Here is a 17,084-nt window from a genome sequence, read left to right as displayed (position 1 = left end):
CCTCGTGCCGGACGGCTCAACTCAGGACCAGCAGTCCCCCTGGCAAGGACGTGGCTTCAAGCTTGTAGGTACGCTCGATTTGCCATAGCACCGCATCGAGAGACGTAATCAGGAATCGACCGCTCACCAGGTGGGCGCGAACGGCGTTGTTCACCAGCACGACACGGCCGGGTCGATAACGATTGATTTCTTCGACCACCTCGGCAAGCGGCGTATTGCGGAACACCATTTCTCCGGTGCGCCAAGCCGACACCTCCTGCGGTTCAGCGCCGACGACGGAGCTGACGACACGATCGTCGTAGATGGCTTGCTGCCGAGCCAGGAGTGCGCGAATCCCCGAGGGATGCTCCACGCGCGCGGCACCTTCAAGACAGGTGACACAGACCTTGCCGTTGAGAGACTTCACGTCGAGGCGTCCCGATTCGGCTACGCTTCGGCCGACTCCCGCCGTCACGACGAAGCGCCGGCCGCCCCGGAACAGGTCGACGGCGGCCTGCCCATTGATGAGTTCCAGGCCGACCATTTCGCCATCGTCCATCTGTCGTCGAACGCTGGTCCGCGTGTTGAGCGTAACAAGAACACTGCCGGCTCGCCCGATTTCCTGCCGCTCGCCGGCGGCGGTACGGTAGTCCGCCCCCCACTCCGTGATCGCTGGCCAAACCCCAAGGGGTGGGTACACCACGGCTACGGCCGCTACGGCCGCAGCGCTCACCGCTGCGCCCATGAATGCACGGCGCCCCAACTGCACGGGGCGTGATGCATGGCTGTGTGCGGCGGCGATCCCCGGATTGGCACGCAGCAATTCCCCTGCCGCCGGCTTCATCGCAGTCCAGAGCCGCTTGGCTTCGTTGAACGCTTCCTTGTTGGCCGGGCTGCTCTGCAGCCAGCGTTGAAATCCTTGCGCATCCCATGCATTGACTTCGCGCGAGGTGAGCAAGCGCACCCAAGCCCGCGCTTCCTCCTGGAGCGCGTCGTTGGAGACGGCATGTTGGTCGATGGGTTTCTTCACGATATCGAATCAAGCCACCATGAAGACACGCTCTGGATGGCGTCGTCGAGCCGCGCGCAACTTCGGCGCGGATTGCGTTTCACGAGTAAAGACGAATGACAATGCTCAAATCCCTCAACTATTTTTGTCTGCTCGACATTTGGGCACAGAAATCGTGCGCGCGCTTCAATTCGTTCTCGACCGTGCGTATCGAAACCCCCAGTCGCTCGGCCACTTCCTTCTGCGACAATCCTTCCCAGCGGACCAGCAGCAAGACTTGCCGCCGGCGTGCCGGCAGGCGCGCCATGATTCTGCTCAAGGCCTCGAGCTCGGCACGGTCTTCGACCACCTGCGCCGGACCGGGTGCGGGATCGGACAGATCCATGAGCGCCTCAACGTCGTCGGTCGACAAATTGCGGCTCTGCCTGCGCTGAATATCGACGGCGATATTGACCGCCATGCGCAGCAGATAGGCACTCGGGCTCAGGATCGGCCCGCGGTTCTCCTGGCGCTGCAACCTCAGATAGGTATCGTGCAAAGCATCGCCAGCCAGGTCATCGCTGCCCAGCACCCGCACGAGACTTCGCTTGAGGTTGGCGTAGCGATTGGCCAAATGTTCCAGCAAGGCCGGCTGCGCGTCGTCGGACATAGCTAGAACGCCTCCCTGTCGCAGCGAAGCCTGCCATTGTGATCCCCGGGGACAATCAACATGGTTAGCGGTTGTTGCACCATATCCAGCGGTGGCGGAGGAACCCGGATCGTTCTCAAGGTATCCATCAGCGCCACGTCACGTTGGGGCTCCCCCGTCGAACCAAGCAAGCGCACCCCTTGGATGCGGCCATCGGCGCTCAATTGAAAGCGCATGAGCGCGCGGTAATTCCCGGGGGCGGTCCGTGGGGCGCTACAGAGTGCCTGCCAGATGCGGGATTGAACCTGGCCAGGATACCGTCGATCACTGACCAGATTGTCGATCCCGGCATAGGGTGCCGGTGCGGCGTGCTCATCGGCTTCCATCAAGACAAAGGCACTGCCGCCTCCCCCTGCATTGTCTCGTTCTGCGACGAGGCCCGTCCCCTTGAGCAGCTGGTTCAGCGCGGCTTCGGGCAAGAAACGCCCCTGCACAGCTGACGACATGCGCCCGGTCACGAGTTCGCTTCGAAAAAGCACCGGCCGTCTGGACTGCGCCGCATAGCGGTCAAGTGCGGAATCCAAGGGTAGCGCGGGTATGTCGAAGTCGAAAAACCCTTCATTTCTCCCGGCCGTGAGGCTGATGGCCGGCACACCCGTCAACGGCAATGTGGCAGCAGTGGCCGGTCCATGGAGAGGCATGTCCGACCGTGATGGCCCCCCCGACGTACCCGTCGACTGCGCACGCACCACCCCAGTCGCAATCAGGAGCCCCAAGCCACTCAAGAATCCTGTCAGCGCAAGCACGCTGACCGATGCCGAGTTGCCTGTCATTTCAAACGCATGAGTCGCCGGAGTTTTTGGAAAAAGCGGGGTGGATGCTTCGCCAGCAATGTCGTCGAATTTTATGAATACTTCATGACAAACGCCTCTTTTCCCGTGTGACTTTCATCTGTCCGGCTATGGCCGATCGTCCTGGCGATCGATGTGAGGAGTCAGGATCAGATTGGCGTGCACGTGGCGATGTTGTCGGCGACCGCTTCGCCAGGCTGTCCACCACCACCATATCGCGCGCGAAACTCCCGGTACGAAACTGCTGGCGGCACCTCAGGAAGTCATTTTGTTAGACGTTCTAAGTCAAAACGCCAGCATGAACAGAAACAAGGAAGAACCTGCAGCAAGTTCGAGGGTTTCACAGCGGGGCGCGATTCAGGGCGACCCAACGCTGAACAGACGGCCTTTGCCACTGATGCGCAGCGTAGTCAGCCAACCTTCCCGGCACCGTATCACCATTGAGGACGAGCCGGTTCAGCATTAGAGCAAGGTCGACGTCTGCGATGCACCACTCGCCAAAGAGGTTCGGTGAGTGGTCGGTAAGCAACACCTCGCAAGCAGAAAACAGTTTTGCTGCAGCTGTACGTGCTGCAGCAGATAGGGGCGCCGCGGGAGCGCCGTAAAACACCACCTCAGTGGACCGCTCCTGCCGGATGGGCATGAGATCGCTTCGCAGCCACGCTTGGACCTGGCGTGCCCGAGCGCGACTGATCGCATCTTTTGGGTATAACGAGATGCCCGGAAAAACCTCGTCGAGATATTCAGTTATTGCTGATGACTCGGACAAAGCGAAACTGCCGTGAATCAGCGCAGGTACACGCTGCGTGAGTGAGCGCTCTGCATACCCAGGTTCGAGGTTCACATTGTTGGCCAGGTCGATGGTTACCAGCTCAAACGACAATCCCTTTTCATGAAGGGCCACGAAGGCCGACATCGCATATGGACTTGCGAATTGAGCGTCGACGTAGAGACGCAGATTCGTTGAAGGCAAAGCGGGCTCCTGTTTGCTTACGCGCGGGAAACGATTGTCAACGATCCAGGCATCGATGTCGACGGGCTGTACTTGGCCGAACCCGGAAGCTCGTCGCCGGCCAACGCTCGATCGCCCCGACTCGGCCCCGAACTTCCGTAGTCGACCCGTCTCGGCCACGCGTACTCTACGCTGCAGACGACTGAAGGTCATTGCGAATCGGTCATTCCCGCGCTGACATGATCGAGCCTGTATGAGCGCGGGTTCTCGCCTTCCAGCATCAGGCGCAGCTAATTTTCCGTATGACCGTCCACTTTGAGTCTCCTCGCAGAACGCATTCAAGAGTTGGACCAACCAGTTGCGACACCATTGTGACCAATGACAACGAAGCCACGAAAATCCCGATCGGCTAAATGAATCTCGCCATCTCCCCAGTGCGCGGCAGAAAATACTGCGGCTTCGTTCTTGCTAAGGTAGTCGCCGAGCTTTCGATGTACTTCAACGAGAACGCGCTCTGCTGGAAGATACTTGTCCAGTAAGTACAGTAGTTCCCGTTTCCGAAGGCCTTCCGGCCCAACGATGTGTATCCATTCTCGTGACGCCGCATCAACCGGCGGGAAATGCTGACGCATAAGTTCATGAACGCGCCGCGGATTCATGGCACCTCCCAGGGAAATCCCGACTTATCGGCGGGCAGACTTGAGATATTAACTCGCTTTCCGTGTCGAGCAACCCGCGAGGGCGATGTGAGTTATCCGCATAGCGCCGTTGATGGCTACGCCAATGCTTCGCCTGGTGTTAACGACGGGAACGCACTCAAAACGCCGCAAGTATGTGTCCTGGCTAGAGCGGCGACCAAGGCCAAAATCGAGCAGCGGATCTCAACGCTTGAGGTCTCAGGAGCCTGACCAATCCTATAGTTGATTTTCTCTATAGTACGTATCAACAAAGATAAGTGCTTTCTTCTCCACGTCATTCAGTTTGAATCTTTCTTCGTCTCGCTCCAGCCTATACTTACGATCAATTCCCAACATGACGTTATGTATCTCCAGCGGAAGCGGCGCCACGGAATCTATGAAGCATACCGAGCCATCACCGCACACAGCGCCCCCTGTCCGCCGATCAAACTGAAAGCGATATTGAGTTGTTACTGTCCGGGCGTAGATGATGGCTTCGTCAATCCGAGTGGCGAAGCAAATTAAGCTGGCTCCATTCGGGCTTTCGGCATGAAAGATATCGCCCACATCAAGCTTTTGGAGGAGGGTTTCTCGTTCAGTCATCGCTCGATCTCCTGAGGCCTGATGTCGCTTTGCACTTTCCCCGACACGCTACCAGGAGCTCGCCGGCTTGTACGTGCGTTGGAGAACACAGGAAATCGGTCGACGGTTGCGGCCCGTAGCATGCCGCGCTGGCCCAATACACTAGGCGACGTGTGTAGTCGCCTTCGGAAGCGGGATCGTCACGGTGCCATAAGTCATGAACACCCGCGCCGAGCCAGACGGGCCGCTATAGCCGCCCTGCCCACCGCCGAGGTGGCAGGCGAGCGCGGTGAATTCCCAGGCATCGTCTATCGACGCGGCGATCTTGCGGGTGGTTAGCCTCTCCAGCCCATATTGCTGACCAAAGTCTCGCACGCGTCGGGCGTGCTCGCCAAGCGCCTCAGGTACCGAAGGGTGATCCCAGCCCCATAGCCAGGTGCCGTCTTCGGTATCGTAGGTGCCAACCACCTGCACCGGCGAGGTCACCACCAGCCCTTTTTCGGCATTGGTGAAGATGATCGTCCCAGCGTCGAGATCGGCATTCCACGAGGCGGTGTCGAGGCCCCACATGCCGATCGCGGCTTGCGTGCGCATCCGCATTTCGTTATTCGCGCGCGCAATGGTGAGGTCTGGTTCGGGAAGAGTCGCTGCGTCGCCGTGGTCACCGTCACTGTCCCTCCCAGGGCCTTTATCACCACCGCCAAACAGCTTCTTCAGAAAACTAGCCATCCGTATCCTCCATTTTTCAAACGAATTTTTTGCAAACACATACCGTCGATTCTAGGGGTGACCGATTCCATCAAGCTGTTGCATCAACCGGTCGAATCCGCAGCCGAACCCGGAAGTTCATCGCCGGCCAACGCTTGATCGCCCCGACTCAGCTCCAAAATTCCGTAGTCGACCCGAAGCGGAAGTAGCCGTTTTCCGAAACCAGTCATTCAGGGCGGAGTTATTTTTTGTCGCCGGTGGCATTCGCCTCGTCGGATGTTGGATAAGCAGCAACACTCAGATTGATCCCCAGAGAGCATAGCAATGACAGGTCTGCGACCGTAAGGTCAACGAAAGCGACAAATTGCACTGAATCGCCAACGGTCACACCGATTGCCAATTCAGAGGACAAGTTGGTTCCCGAGAATGCGAGTCCGAGGACCTTGCACTCAGCCAAGAATTGCCTGATAGAGGCAACCATCTCACCGGGGTTATCAGAGTCGGCGAGAGTTAAACCAAAACCCGACAGCGTATGTGTTCCACCACGGCGCTTCGGTTCACCTTTCTTCCATGTGTTGTCAAAGTTGCGCCCAAGCGCGTCGCACAAAAGAGCCAGTGTTTCGTCGTCGCCTTCAACTCGTAACGTTGCGAGGTTCATGTTTCGGGAGCGTAGTCATGTTAGCCAGAGCGAGATGGCAATCTACCGGCGGGCCGCCTTGGTACCATATGGTTCGCATATGGTACCAATTGGAATTGTCGTCGATTCGGCTAGTGATGTCGAATGACCGAAAGTAGCTGCGGATTCAACCGGCCAATCGACGCTTTGGAAGTGACATCGAAAGACGATGAGTGATAGTTTCAACGGCCTGTTCAACTGAAACGTTAGCTGTGTCGACTACCAGATGGTCTGATTCCCATGCGTCATATTGACGTTCGAGCACGCTCTGCCATGTCGGCAGCTTGTGGCCTGGGATATCTGCATGTCGCCCCTCGACCCTCAGACGGTGCGCCGTTGTATCAGAACAAATCAGCTCAACCTCGAAGAGGCGCACCCCTGCTTCGAGCGCCACGTTTCTCCAGGAGCTACGCGTCACATGCAACGAATTGACCGAGTCCGCGACGACGGTCATTCCAAGGCGTAAATTATCTTTTGCAACGGCATATCCGGCCAGATAGCCGGCAGGTCCGATATCGGCCCCGTCGCTCCCGCCCGCAATAAATGCCCATTCCAACGTATCAATACGCAGATATACCGCGGCGAGCTTGCGCGCAAGTGCTTGCGCTACCGTTGTTTTTCCGGTGCCCGGTAGTCCTCCGAAGGCAATCAACATTTTCGACGCTCCCTCTATTCGAATCTCGGCTGATTGTCGCGGATTTCTGCGACGTTCGCACCCTCCACATGTAAACGTCAGACTTCCACCTCCACCACCCGAGCCTTCAGGCGCGGCGCGGCGAAATCAAGAAAAGCGCGCAACTTCAGCGGCAGGATGCCCTGTCCGGTGTGGACAAGGCTGATTGGCCACGGTGCCGGCTCGAACGGTGCTAGCACGATCTTGAGCGCGCCGGCGCGCAACGCGCTCGCCATCTGATAGGACACCACGCGCGTGATCCCGACGCCGGCCACCGCCGCATCGACCGCGGCTTCGGCCGTGCTGACGGCAAGCCGCGAACGGACGGGCACCGCGATCTCCGATTTGCCCGACATGAAGGTCCAAACCTGCCTGGATGTCATGCGTTCGAACGTAATGCATGCATGCGCGGTGAGTTCGAGCGGGCTCGTCGGCACGCCGTGTTCAGCGAAGTAGGCTGGGCTTGCGCACACCACCCGGCGCACTGTGCCGATCCGCGCCGCGACGAAACTGCTGTCGGGCAGTTCGGCAACCCGCAATGCGACATCGACGTGCTCTTCAAGAAGTGGCACCACGCGGTCGGTCAGCACCATCCGTACATCGATGTCCGGATAAGTCTTGAGGAAATCCGCGACCACGGGCAAAACGTGCAGGCGCCCGAAGACGAGGGGTGCGGTGATGACGATCTCGCCTTTGGGCGCCGCATATTCCCCCGACGCCGCGCGCTCCGCTTCCCCCACTTCCTCGAGAATGCGCCGGCATGCGGCGACGTACGCTTGCCCGGCTTCGGTGAGGGAAAGCTGTCGGGTGGAGCGGTGCAGGAGTCGGGTTTTCAGGTGCGACTCCAGGTCTGCGACCTTGCGGCTCACCGTTGCGAGCGGAATCTTGAGCTGGCGCGCCGCAGCAGAAAAACTGCCTGCTTCGACCACAGCCACCAGGATCGACATGGATTCGAAGCGATCAGCCATGTTCTCGGTTTTTGGGAGGATGATTTCCAATAATGGCAGATTATCTTTATGCGTGGAAGAGAATAGTATCGCCTGCACCTCCCCGACAAACGAGGCGGCGAGCGATTTGAGGCTTCTCGATTGGCTGCTCTGGGCCGCCACGTCTCAGGTCCCCAAAAATCTGGAGAATGTGCTGTGTCAACGCTTTCGAGCCCCCATCCGCAGTCCTTGCGAACAACCGCTTCCATCAGAAATCTGCCCGTCAACCTGTTTGCGTCGGTAATGGGCCTTGCCGGACTGTCCATCGCGTGGCGCCAGGCCAGCCACGAATTTGGGGTAAGTCCGCTGATCTCCGAAGCCGCCGGTATCCTTGCCCTGGTGGTATTCGTCGTGCTGGGCGCGGGCTATCTCGTCAAGGCAGTCAAACATCCTGAGGCGGTCGTCGCCGAGTACCAACATCCCGTCGCCGGCAATTYCTTCGGCACGATCACGATCGCCATCCTGCTGCTTTCCTCGGTCGTTGCGCAACGGAGCCAGACGCTTGCCGAAGTCATGTGGACGGTGGGTACCATTTTCACGCTTGCGCTCTGTTTCGCGATTGCGGGCCGGCTGCTGCGTGGAAAGATTGATGCTGCGCACGCTGTTCCCGCCTGGTTTATCCCGGGTGTGGCCACGTTGGATATCGCCGTTGCCGGCGGAACCATGCCAATGCCGTGGGCGCATGAAGTCAACCTGTTCGCGCTGGCCGTGGGAACGATGATTGCCCTCTTGTTCTTTACGATGATCATGTCGCGAATGATTCACCACGAGCCGCTGCCCGCCGGCATGGTCCCTTCGCTGCTGATCCTGATGGCGCCGTTCGAAGTGGGCTTTCTTGCCTACACCAACTTTACGCAGCAGGTCGACACTTTCTCCGGGTTGCTGTTCTACTTCGGTCTTTTCGTATTCCTCACACTGGCACCCAAGGTGTTTCGCAGGGGAATTCCGTTCGCTTCCGGTTGGTGGGCGATCAGCTTTCCGATGGCAGCGCTGGCGATTGCCTCGCTGAAATACGCGACGTTCATCCAGGCCTGGCCCGTGAAGGCGATTGCCATCATCCTGCTCGCCATGCTGACCATCGCGATTGCGGTGCTCTTTGTCAAAACGCTGCACATTCTCCTTAACGGTAAGCTGCTCGGCGGTTGAAACGGCGAACGAAATGACCGAAGTTCAGAAGCTGCGCATATTCTCCGACCCGACAGGCGGCGCACCATCGCCACCACTACCGGACGTGCTATCGGAAGGTTTGGCAGTCGTTTTTTGTGGAATCAACCCCGGCATGAGAGCGGCGGCAACCGGCCACCACTTCGAAGGCAATGGCAACCGCTTCTGGCGAGTCCTACATCTGGCCGGTTTCACGCCAGCGCCGATGCGCCCCGAAAACGACCGGGACCTGCTCACCCATCGGTGCGGTTTGACTACAGCCGTTGGCCGGCCTACCGTACGGGCCGATCAGCTTTCACCGCATGAATTCCACGCATCGACTTCGGCGTTACTGAAGAAAATCGAACTTCATCGCCCCACCTATATCGCCTTCCTGGGGAAGACCGCATACGCGGCCATTTCAGGTCAGCGGCACGTGTTATGGGGACGCCAGAACGCTATGTTCGGCGGGTCGACAGCGTGGATCCTTCCGAATCCGAGCGGATTGAACCGCTCGTTCAGCCTCGATGACCTCGTTGGGGCGTATAGAGCGTTGTACCTTGCGTATGCCTCGCCGAAAGCCTCGTTTGGGCAATAGACTGCAAAACACAGGACGTTGGAAAACGTCGGGGTCGCGATGGCCGTCTCGCCCCCCTGGTTCCCAGCCCCGCGGCCCCCCGCGTGCCGCCATCTGCCGTCTCCCGCCACTCGCGTAAAACCTCCTTGCAACGTCATGATTCGCCTGCTAGAGTCCACAACTGATCACTGCATAGTTAAAGAAGAATCGATCGTGCCGCCTGGCAGGCGCAACGACCAACGACAGGAGACACGATGGTTCCGGCACTATGGTTTGACGGGCGAGCGTACTCGGCCGACTGGATGAAGGGGGAGATCCAGCGCATTCTCGCTGGCCTGCACGATCTGCAATGCAAGGAGGGCGACACCATCGCCGCCATGCTGCGCAACAGCCCGGAGTACGTGGCGCTTGTGCTGGCCTGCCGCCAGGCGGGGCTGTACCTGGCATCGATCAACTGGCACTTCAAGGCGCTCGAAGCCAACCATATCCTGACCGACAGCGGCGCCCGCGTGCTGGTTGCCGATGCGGACCTGCTCGACCAGGTGCGCGAAGGCATCCCCACGGACGTGGGCGTCATCCTGGTCTCGCGCGACGCGGCGCCGCCGTCCAGCCCGCGGGCGCATCACTGGGCTGATTTCGGGGCGGGCCTGCCGGCCATGCCGCCGCGCACCGGCACCTCGCACGGGGCCATCGCCTATACCTCCGGCACCACCGGCAAGCCCAAAGGCGTGCGCCGCATTCCCGGCGCGCCCGAAGCCCGCGCTGCCATGGAGCAGCGGCTGCAGCGGGTCACCGACATCGTCTACGGCACCGGTGCGGACGTGACCGCCTACCTGTCCGCGCCGATCTACCACAGCGCGGCCATGGCCTACCTCTCGCACTTCTGCAACCTGGGCGCCACGCTGGTGCTGGAGCCGCGCTTCGATGCGCAGCGCACGCTTGCGCTGCTCGCGCGCCACAAGGTCACGCATGCCTACCTGGTGCCGACCATGTACCAGCGCCTGCTGGCCTTGCCGCCTGAAGCGCGCACGGGGCATGACCTGTCCGCGCTGCGCCAGGTGGCGTCGACCGGCTCGCCCTGCCCCGTTCCCATCAAGCAAGCCATGATCGCGTGGTTCGGGCCTATCATCACGGAGGCCTACGGATCGAGCGAGGCGGGCTACACCACGTTCGCCGACTCGGCGAACTGGCTGCGCCATCCTGGCTCGGCGGGCAGCCCGCTTCCCGATGCCGAAATCCGCATCCTGGACGAGGACGGTAACGCGTTGCCGGCGCGGGAAATCGGCCTGATTTATGTGCGCCAGCGCGCCCTGCCCGACTTCACCTACATCAACCGGCCCGAAGCCCGCGCGGCCGTGGAGCGCGACGGGCTGATCACGCTGGGCGACATGGGCTACCTGGATGAGGACGGGTTCCTGCACATCTGCGACCGCAAGGCCGACATGGTCATCTCGGGCGGCGTGAACATCTATCCGGCGGAGATCGAGTCGGTGCTGCAGACCATGCCGGGCGTTGCGGACTGCGCGGTCTTCGGCATTCCCGATGCGGAGTTCGGCGAAGGCCTGGCCGCCGCGGTCCAGCCAAGCCCGGGGCACAGCCTGGAAGGCGTGCAGGTGCAAGCGTTCTTGCGCGAGCGTATTGCCAACTACAAGGTGCCGCGCATTGTCGAGATCCACGCGACTCTGCCACGAGAAGACACCGGCAAGATCTTCAAGCGCAAGCTGCGCGAGCCGCACTGGCAGGACCAGGCGCGCGCCATCTGACATAGGCCACCTGATCCCTGACGCCTGACTTAATCCGTTCCCACCAGCATCGTGACGATAACAAGCAAGTAAAAACCGCAAGAAAAACCAACCGATCGGAGACAGCAACCATGGCCATCGCCTTCCCCACCAACGAGCCCTATTTGTCCGGCTACTTCGCGCCGCTGCACGCCGAGTGCGACGCGCCCAACCTGCCGGTCACGGGCGAAGTGCCCGCCGGGCTGCGCGGCACCTATTACCGCAACGGGCCGAATCCGCAGTTCGCGCCGCGCGGCAAATATCATTGGTTCTCGGGCGATGGCATGCTGCACGCGTTTCATTTCGAGAAGGGCCGCGTGTCCTACCGCAACCGCTGGATCCGCACGCCGAAATGGGTCATGGAAAGCGAGAACGGCGAAGGCTTGTCGGGCTCGCTGGCAAGCCGGCACCTGACGGACCCCAGGCTGCTTGAGCTGAACTCCACCGTGGCCAATACCAACGTGGTCTGGCATGGCGGGCGCCTGCTGGCGCTGGAAGAAGCGCACGCGCCGTTTGAAGTCGACCCGGTATCGCTGGCGCCACGCGGCTACCAGACCTTCGATGAAAAACTCTCCGGGCCCATGACCGCGCACCCCAAGATCGACCCGGTCAACGGCGAAATGGTCTTCTTCGGCTATGGGGCCCGCGGCCCGTTCACGCCGGACCTGATGCTGCATGTGGCAGATAGCCAGGGCAAGCTGCTGCGCTCCGTGCATATCGTCGCGCCGTTCCCGAGCATGGTCCATGACTTCGTGGTGACACGCACCCACATCCTGTTTCCCATCTTCCCGCTGACGGGATCGATGGAGCGCGCCACCAACGGCCAGCCGGCCTATGCGTGGGAACCGGACAAAGGCACGCACATCGGCATCCTGCCGCGCGACGGCACCGCGGCGGACGTGCGCTGGTTTACCGGCGATCCGTGCTACGTCTTCCATCCGATGAACGCCTTCGACGCGCCGCACGGCGGCATCGTCTGCGACATGATGAAGTACGACGTGCCGCCGCTGTTCCCCGGGCCGGACGGACGCCCGCTCTCCAACGGCGCCCCCGTGGCCAGCCTGGTGCGCTGGACGTTCGACCTGGCGGGGAAATCCGGCTCGTACCGCGAGCAGCCGCTATGCGATACGCCGGGCGAGTTTCCGCGCCTGGACGAGCGCTTTGCCATGCTGCCCTACCGGCACGGCTACTACTGCAGCGGCGATATCTCCGCCTCCACCAAGGGCGACAGCCTGCGCAGCGGCCTGGCGCATATCGACCTGGCCACCGGGCAGGTCACGCAGTACCAGCCGCCGGCCGGCGACAAATGCGGCGAACCTGTATTTGTCCCGCGCCATGCCGATGCCGACGAGGGCGACGGCTGGCTGCTGTCCGTGATCTGGCGCGCCGCGGAGAACCGCAGCGATATGGCCATCTTCAACGCGCAGGCGCTGGCGCAGGGCCCGGTGGCGCTGGTGCACCTGTCGCATCGCGTGCCCGCCGGCTTCCATGGCAACTGGCGTCCCGCCGACTGAGGCGGATGCATGCCGCCATGCACGCAGCTCAAGGTGCTGGTGGGCTGACCGGGCCAGCCCCCCCGGCCTGGCGCGGCGTTGCCGATCCCCGCAAYGCCGCCAGGCAGAACTGCACGACAACATCGGCCATCTGCTCGGCCGTGGGCCTGTGCGTGGAGGCGACTGGCAGGCGGCGGCGGTCGATGGTCAGCGTGGCCAGGCCGTGGGTGGCGGCCCACACGGAGAACGCCAGTTGTTCTTCGCTGAGTTCGCCGACGCCTGGCGCTTGCAGTACTGGCCCGATGGCGCTGCGCAGCACCTGGAACGAGGCAGCGCCCGCCTCCTCCAGATCCGGATACTGCTCCCGGTCCGCGATCTCCGGCCCGAACATCAGGTGAAACCGCGCGGGGTGCGCCTGGGCGAACTCCACGTAGGCGAGCATGATCGCCCGCAGCCGGCCCTGCGCATCGGCAGGGTCGATGTTCTCCACGCTCTGGCGGCGATACGCCACCAGGTCGCGAAACGCCTGCGCCGCAATGGCGGCCAGCAGCCCGTTCCTGTCCTTGAAGTGATAGGCCGGCGCGCCCGGCGAGACGCCAGCCAGCTTGGCTGCCGTGCGCATGCTCATGCCCGCGATCCCCTCGGTATCGAGCAGATGGGTGCCCCACGCTATCAGCGAAGCGCGCAGGTCGCCATGGTGCCATTGCCCTTCCGGCTTGGTGGTTCCACCTTGGGACTGGCCCTGCTTTACCGGGGTGTCGCCGCGTGCTGTTGCTGGTTTTTTCATGGAAGCGGAGTTTATCAAATGCCCGCGCCGCGGCATGAATGCCCACGGTTTTCTCAATAATTAGACAATTGTGCCGTCACGGCTGCTACGGACCAGCGTGAGGTGCCCTCTGGCGGCGCCCGGGATGCCACCAGGCACCTAGAAATCCCTTGCAAACGCGATTTCTCACGCGTAATCTAAAAAAAAAGACATATGCCGAGTGGCAAAGGCTATCTGCAGCGTAGTACCTGCAGCCCGATCCATCCGGTTATTTTTTTCTCCATGCAGTCTATAAATCGAGACAGATTTCGGATTACCAGTGGTGTCCCGTAACCCGGGCCAGCCGGCAGCACCGGTAACCCGCGCAACAAGTGAACCCAAAGGCGCTACCCGTCGACGGCTCAGCCCGCCGGCCGGCGCACATGCTCAACAAAGGCACAGAGGAACGCCCCATGGAAGCCAACGCTCGCGCATCGGTCCCCACGTCCGACGCCCCGCCCCTACAACCCGACCGGGCCTCGCCCTACGCCTGGAAGGCGCTGGCCGGCTCGGCCATCGGCTACGCGATGGATGGGTTCGACCTGCTCATCCTCGGTTTCATGCTGCCCGCGATCAGCGTGGCGTTGAGCCTGAGCACCGGCCAGTCCGGTGCCCTGGTGACGTGGACGCTGATCGGCGCGGTTGCCGGCGGCATCCTCTTCGGCGCGCTGAGCGACCGTTACGGGCGGGTGCGCGTGCTCACCTGGACCATCGTGCTGTTTGCGGTCTTCACCGGCCTGTGCGCGTTCGCGCAGGGGTTCTGGGATTTGCTGGCCTACCGCACCATCGCCGGCATCGGCCTGGGCGGCGAGTTCGGCATCGGCATGGCGCTGGCTGCGGAAGCCTGGCCCGCCAGCAAGCGCGCGCGGGTGTCGTCGTACGTGGCGCTAGGCTGGCAGAGCGGCGTGCTGCTGGCGTCCTTGCTGACGCCGCTGCTGCTGCCGCATATCGGCTGGCGCGGCATGTTCCTGCTGGGCGTGGTGCCGGCGCTGGTGGCCTGGTTCGTGCGCAACCGGCTGCATGAGCCGGAAGTGTTCGTGCGCCATGCCGAGGCCCAGGACAAGACCCAGCACAAGAACAAGCCGAGCGCGTTCAAGCTGCTGGTGGCCGATGGCCGCACCACGCGGACCAGCCTTGGCATCGTGATCCTGTGCTCGGTCCAGAACTTTGGCTACTACGGCATCATGATCTGGCTGCCGACCTATTTGTCCAAAGCCCTGGGCTTCTCGCTGACCAAGTCCGCCATGTGGACCTCGGTCACCATCGTGGGGATGATGGTCGGCGTCTACGCGTTTGGCCAGCTGGCCGACCGCATCGGGCGCAAGCCCAGCTTCCTGATCTTCCAGGCGGGCGCGGTGGCGATGGTGATCGCGTATGCGCAGATGTCCGACCCGGTCACCATGCTCTGGGCCGGCGCGCTCATGGGCCTGTTCGTCAACGGCATGATCGGCGGCTACGGCGCGCTGATCTCGGAAGCCTATCCCACCGCGGCGCGCGCCACCGCGCAAAACGTCCTGTTCAACATCGGGCGTGGCGTGGGCGGCTTCGGGCCTATCGTGGTCGGGGCCCTTGCCGCAACCTATTCCTTCCAGGTGGCCATTGCCCTCTTGGCCAGCATCTACGTGCTGGACATGATCGCCACGATCTTCCTTATCCCCGAGCTCAAGGGTGTCGAGCTGGAATAAGCGGCTCGCACTGCATCGCCCCATACCGCATTGCATTAGTCATTAGCCAGGACTCAGGAGTCATCATGCCTGCAACCTTGTGCCACCCGGACAGCGCCGCCACGGTAGCTTCCTATCGCTGCCGCGTGGTCGAACATTCGTGGGTCAACCAGCGCTACAAGCACATCCGCCTCGAAGCGGACGCGCCCATTGCCAGGATCACGAAGCCCGGGCAGTTCTACCAGCTCCGCTGCCCCACCACCGACACGGAACAGCCGTTCCTGCTGCGCCCCATGAGCGTCTATGGCGCGGGGCCGGAGGATGGCCGCATCGAGTTCCTCTACAACGTGACCGGCGTGGGCACGCGCGCCATGGCCAGCCTGCCGGTGGATGGCCACATGGAGATCGTCGGCCCGCTCGGCAACACCTTCACCTTCAGGCCGGATTTCAGGCGGATCCTGGTGGTGGCGCGCGGCGTGGGCCTGGCCACCATGGCGCCGCTGATCCAGCAGGCGGCCGAAGCCGGCGTCGCCATTACCGCGGTCATGTCGGCCCGCACCCGCGCCGACCTGATGGAGCACGAGTTCCTGCGCGGGGCCAACGCCCAAGTGCATAGCGTGTTCGATGCCGATGGCTCCTCGTCGGTGCAGGCCATGGAAGTACGCATGCGCGGCCTGATCGGGCAGCAGCGGCCGGATGCGGTCTACACCTGCGGCTCGCACCGCTTGCTGATGCTGCTGCAGCGCGTGCTGGCCGACCATCCCGAGGTGGTGGGCGAAGTCGCCATGGAGCAGCGCATGGCCTGTGGCATGGGCGTGTGCCTGTCTTGCGTGCGGCTGTTCGATTGCGATGGCGACAAGCAATTCCTGCGGGTCTGCCGGGAAGGCCCGGTGTTTTCCATTCATGAAGTGGTTGGGGAGGTGGAGTTTGGCTGATCTCACCGTTCGGGTTGGCGACTTGACGCTGCGCAACCCGGTCATGCCCGCCTCCGGCTGCTTTGCCATCGAGTACCGCGAAGCGCTGGACCTCAACCAGCTTGGCGCCCTGGTGATCAAAAGCGTCTCCCCCACGTCCCGGGCCGGCAACCCCACGCCACGGGTAGCCGAGGCCTATGGCGGCATGCTGAACGCCATCGGCATCCCGAGCAAGGGGCTCGACTATTACCGCGAATGCGTGCTGCCGCCTTACACGCGTTACGACACGCCAGTGGTGGTGTCGATCTCCGCCGATACCGCGGAGGCGTTCGCCCTGGCGTGCGAACAGATGTCCTTGCCCGAGGTTGCCGCCATCGAGGCCAATATCTCGTGCCCCAACCTGGAAGCCGACGGCATGGCCTTTGCCATGCTGCCCGAGACTACCTACAAGGCGGTCTGCGCCATCCGCCAGCGCACGCGCCACCCCGTCTGGGTCAAGCTCACGCCAAACGCCAGCCACATCGCGGCCGTGGCCCGCGCGGCGGAAGACGCCGGCGCCAACGCCATCGTCATGGGCAACACGGTGCTGGGCATGGCCATCGACGTGCGTACCCGCAAGCCTAAGCTGGGCAACGTCATGGGCGGACTGTCCGGCCCGGCCATCAAGCCGATTGCCCTGCGGATGGTGCACCAGTGCTATCGCGCCGTGCGCATCCCCATCATCGGCTGTGGCGGCATCCAGAGCGCCGAGGATTGCGTCGAGTTCATGCTCGCCGGCGCCGCCGCCGTCCAGGTCGGCACGGCGTCCTTCCGGGACCCCGGCATCATGCAAAAGATCATCGACGGGCTGCAGGACTATTGCCAGGAAGCCGGCACCGAAGCGCTGCGCGACCTGGTGGGCCAGGTCCGGCTCGACCGGCACTTAAGCGACCGCTGGCTACGCTTCGCGCAGCAATCCGGCTGAGCGCCACCGGCATAAAGCCGCG

Annotated in this window: 18 protein-coding genes; 7 read left to right on the top strand and 11 right to left on the bottom strand. The window is 62.2% G+C overall.

Features of this window, described 5'->3' with window-relative positions:
* Positions 1-16: 16 nt before the first annotated feature.
* From AB4061_RS06295 to AB4061_RS06250, 10 genes are all read right to left on the bottom strand, one after another.
* A complete protein-coding gene (locus tag AB4061_RS06295) occupies positions 17-1,009 on the bottom strand; it encodes a FecR family protein (protein WP_441631956.1) in 993 nt (330 codons plus the stop codon).
* Between the two features lie 118 nt (positions 1,010-1,127).
* Positions 1,128-1,637 carry an RNA polymerase sigma factor gene (locus tag AB4061_RS06290; RefSeq protein WP_441631954.1) on the bottom strand — a complete coding sequence of 170 codons (510 nt, stop codon included), beginning with the start codon at positions 1,635-1,637 and terminating at the stop codon, positions 1,128-1,130.
* A 2-nt stretch (positions 1,638-1,639) separates the two neighbouring features.
* Positions 1,640-2,449 carry a secretin and TonB N-terminal domain-containing protein gene (locus AB4061_RS06285; protein ID WP_441631952.1) on the bottom strand — a complete coding sequence of 270 codons (810 nt, stop codon included), beginning with the start codon at positions 2,447-2,449 and terminating at the stop codon, positions 1,640-1,642.
* Positions 2,450-2,807: 358 nt separating this feature from the next.
* Positions 2,808-3,440: a glutathione transferase gene (yfcF, locus tag AB4061_RS06280; protein ID WP_441631950.1), complete on the bottom strand. Its 633-nt coding sequence runs from the start codon at positions 3,438-3,440 to the stop codon at positions 2,808-2,810.
* Between the two features lie 317 nt (positions 3,441-3,757).
* Positions 3,758-4,078, bottom strand: a complete 321-nt coding sequence (locus AB4061_RS06275; protein ID WP_441631948.1) for a hypothetical protein — start codon at positions 4,076-4,078, stop codon at positions 3,758-3,760.
* Positions 4,079-4,333: 255 nt separating this feature from the next.
* A complete protein-coding gene (locus AB4061_RS06270; RefSeq protein WP_441631946.1) occupies positions 4,334-4,699 on the bottom strand; it encodes a hypothetical protein in 366 nt (121 codons plus the stop codon).
* 141 nt (positions 4,700-4,840) lie between these two features.
* Positions 4,841-5,407, bottom strand: coding sequence for a DUF6882 domain-containing protein (locus AB4061_RS06265; protein WP_441631944.1), 567 nt, complete (start codon positions 5,405-5,407; stop codon positions 4,841-4,843).
* Positions 5,408-5,627: 220 nt separating this feature from the next.
* The gene (locus AB4061_RS06260; protein ID WP_441631942.1) at positions 5,628-6,044 is read right to left on the bottom strand and encodes a hypothetical protein; all 417 of its coding nucleotides are present in this window, start codon (positions 6,042-6,044) and stop codon (positions 5,628-5,630) included.
* A 145-nt stretch (positions 6,045-6,189) separates the two neighbouring features.
* Positions 6,190-6,717, bottom strand: a complete 528-nt coding sequence (locus AB4061_RS06255) for an AAA family ATPase (protein WP_441631940.1) — start codon at positions 6,715-6,717, stop codon at positions 6,190-6,192.
* A 77-nt stretch (positions 6,718-6,794) separates the two neighbouring features.
* Positions 6,795-7,703, bottom strand: a complete 909-nt coding sequence (locus AB4061_RS06250; protein ID WP_441632134.1) for a LysR substrate-binding domain-containing protein — start codon at positions 7,701-7,703, stop codon at positions 6,795-6,797.
* Positions 7,704-7,877: 174 nt separating this feature from the next.
* Between AB4061_RS06250 and AB4061_RS06245 the strand changes: the two genes are divergently transcribed.
* The 4 genes from AB4061_RS06245 (at position 7,878) to AB4061_RS06230 (ending at position 12,736) form a co-directional block, all read left to right on the top strand.
* Entirely contained in the window at positions 7,878-8,867 is a 990-nt protein-coding gene (locus AB4061_RS06245; protein WP_441631938.1) for an SLAC1 anion channel family protein, read from the top strand.
* A 13-nt stretch (positions 8,868-8,880) separates the two neighbouring features.
* Positions 8,881-9,462 carry a G/U mismatch-specific DNA glycosylase gene (gene mug / locus AB4061_RS06240; protein WP_441631936.1) on the top strand — a complete coding sequence of 194 codons (582 nt, stop codon included), beginning with the start codon at positions 8,881-8,883 and terminating at the stop codon, positions 9,460-9,462.
* A 233-nt stretch (positions 9,463-9,695) separates the two neighbouring features.
* Entirely contained in the window at positions 9,696-11,204 is a 1,509-nt protein-coding gene (locus AB4061_RS06235) for an AMP-binding protein (RefSeq protein WP_441631934.1), read from the top strand.
* Between the two features lie 110 nt (positions 11,205-11,314).
* On the top strand, positions 11,315-12,736 hold the full coding sequence (locus tag AB4061_RS06230) for a carotenoid oxygenase family protein (RefSeq protein ID WP_441631932.1): 1,422 nt from the start codon (positions 11,315-11,317) through the stop codon (positions 12,734-12,736).
* A 28-nt stretch (positions 12,737-12,764) separates the two neighbouring features.
* Here AB4061_RS06230 and AB4061_RS06225 read toward each other — a convergent pair whose 3' ends face one another.
* Positions 12,765-13,502, bottom strand: a complete 738-nt coding sequence (locus AB4061_RS06225; protein WP_441631930.1) for a TetR/AcrR family transcriptional regulator — start codon at positions 13,500-13,502, stop codon at positions 12,765-12,767.
* Between the two features lie 431 nt (positions 13,503-13,933).
* Between AB4061_RS06225 and AB4061_RS06220 the strand changes: the two genes are divergently transcribed.
* From AB4061_RS06220 to AB4061_RS06210, 3 genes are all read left to right on the top strand, one after another.
* Positions 13,934-15,205: an MFS transporter gene (locus AB4061_RS06220; RefSeq protein ID WP_441631928.1), complete on the top strand. Its 1,272-nt coding sequence runs from the start codon at positions 13,934-13,936 to the stop codon at positions 15,203-15,205.
* 65 nt (positions 15,206-15,270) lie between these two features.
* Entirely contained in the window at positions 15,271-16,119 is an 849-nt protein-coding gene (locus tag AB4061_RS06215; protein WP_441631926.1) for a dihydroorotate dehydrogenase electron transfer subunit, read from the top strand.
* Positions 16,112-17,062 carry a dihydroorotate dehydrogenase gene (locus AB4061_RS06210; protein ID WP_441631924.1) on the top strand — a complete coding sequence of 317 codons (951 nt, stop codon included), beginning with the start codon at positions 16,112-16,114 and terminating at the stop codon, positions 17,060-17,062. The genes AB4061_RS06215 and AB4061_RS06210 overlap by 8 nt, the downstream gene beginning before the upstream one ends.
* Positions 17,063-17,084: the final 22 nt, after the last annotated feature.

Source organism: Cupriavidus sp. YAF13 (assembly GCF_052113425.1).
Lineage (GTDB): Bacteria > Pseudomonadota > Gammaproteobacteria > Burkholderiales > Burkholderiaceae > Cupriavidus.
This window is presented reverse-complemented; position numbering and strand designations above follow the sequence as displayed.

Coding starts and splice junctions, on each gene's coding strand:
- AB4061_RS06290 (WP_441631954.1), bottom strand. CDS start 1,637: ATGTCCGACGACGCGCAGCCGGCCTTGCTGGAACATTTGGCCAATCGC.
- AB4061_RS06285 (WP_441631952.1), bottom strand. CDS start 2,449: ATGACAGGCAACTCGGCATCGGTCAGCGTGCTTGCGCTGACAGGATTC.
- AB4061_RS06275 (WP_441631948.1), bottom strand. CDS start 4,078: ATGAATCCGCGGCGCGTTCATGAACTTATGCGTCAGCATTTCCCGCCG.
- AB4061_RS06270 (WP_441631946.1), bottom strand. CDS start 4,699: ATGACTGAACGAGAAACCCTCCTCCAAAAGCTTGATGTGGGCGATATC.
- AB4061_RS06265 (WP_441631944.1), bottom strand. CDS start 5,407: ATGGCTAGTTTTCTGAAGAAGCTGTTTGGCGGTGGTGATAAAGGCCCT.
- AB4061_RS06260 (WP_441631942.1), bottom strand. CDS start 6,044: ATGAACCTCGCAACGTTACGAGTTGAAGGCGACGACGAAACACTGGCT.
- AB4061_RS06255 (WP_441631940.1), bottom strand. CDS start 6,717: ATGTTGATTGCCTTCGGAGGACTACCGGGCACCGGAAAAACAACGGTA.
- AB4061_RS06250 (WP_441632134.1), bottom strand. CDS start 7,703: ATGGCTGATCGCTTCGAATCCATGTCGATCCTGGTGGCTGTGGTCGAA.
- mug (WP_441631936.1), top strand. CDS start 8,881: ATGACCGAAGTTCAGAAGCTGCGCATATTCTCCGACCCGACAGGCGGC.
- AB4061_RS06235 (WP_441631934.1), top strand. CDS start 9,696: ATGGTTCCGGCACTATGGTTTGACGGGCGAGCGTACTCGGCCGACTGG.
- AB4061_RS06230 (WP_441631932.1), top strand. CDS start 11,315: ATGGCCATCGCCTTCCCCACCAACGAGCCCTATTTGTCCGGCTACTTC.
- AB4061_RS06220 (WP_441631928.1), top strand. CDS start 13,934: ATGGAAGCCAACGCTCGCGCATCGGTCCCCACGTCCGACGCCCCGCCC.
- AB4061_RS06215 (WP_441631926.1), top strand. CDS start 15,271: ATGCCTGCAACCTTGTGCCACCCGGACAGCGCCGCCACGGTAGCTTCC.